1 protein-coding gene is annotated in these 972 nt (G+C 64.6%); it reads right to left on the reverse strand.

Going from position 1 to position 972, the window contains the following annotated elements:
* Positions 1-972 (reverse strand): amino acid adenylation domain-containing protein (locus A5753_RS17010; RefSeq protein WP_156656143.1); only part of this gene is annotated, 972 nt, incomplete at both ends.

Raw genomic sequence — 972 nt, forward strand, 5'->3', positions numbered from 1 at the left:
CTCGATGCGATACCCGCGGATCTTGACCTGCTCATCAGCACGCCCCACATACCGCAACTGACCATCAGCGCCCCACGACACCACATCCCCAGTGCGATACATCCGGATGCCCGACGCTGCTGGCCCACCGAACGGACACGCCACAAACCGCGCACTGGTCAACCCCGCCCGACCCACATAGCCATAAGCCAACCCGCCACCAGCCACATACAACTCACCGACCACCCCAGCGGGCACCGGACGCAACCAGTTATCGAGCACAAACAACGCCGCTCCGGGCACCGGCGACCCGATCGGTACCTCCCTGGAACCCGCTGCCAGCGGCGCGCTGATAGTCGCATACACCGTCGTCTCTGTGGGGCCGTAGGCATTGACCATCAATTGCCGGGCTGCCCAGCGGTCTACCAGCTCGGCCGGGCAGGGCTCAGCGGCGACCACCAACGCCGCCAAATCCAGCCCTTCAGGTGAGAGCATCCCCGCAGCCGATGGGGTTTGGCTTAGCACGCTGACCTGCTCACGAACCAGCAACGCGTGAAGGTCTTTTGGTGAGCGGACCACCGACTCGGGCACCACCACCAACCGCCCGCCGTGCAACAGCGCGCCCCAGATCTCCCACACCGAATAGTCAAACGCCAACGAATGACACTGCGACCACACCTGCTCTGGCGCAGGGATGATACCGAAATCCAGTGCCTCGAACAGTCGGGTCACGTTGCGGTGGGTGGTGGCCGTCCCCTTAGGCACACCAGTAGTGCCCGAGGTGTAAATCAGATACGCGATGTCGTCCTCTGCCGGCCCCGGCAATCCAGTGCTGGGCTGGGTGTCGATGCGCGCATCGTTGACCTCGATCACCGACAGCTCATAGCCCTGCACCCGCTCGGCCAACTCCGCGGTGGTCACCACCGCGACCGGCCCCGCATCAGCGAGCATGAACTGCATCCGCGCCCCCGGCTGTGTCGGATCGATCGGCAC

Source organism: Mycobacterium sp. 852002-51971_SCH5477799-a (assembly GCF_001667145.1).
Lineage (GTDB): Bacteria > Actinomycetota > Actinomycetes > Mycobacteriales > Mycobacteriaceae > Mycobacterium.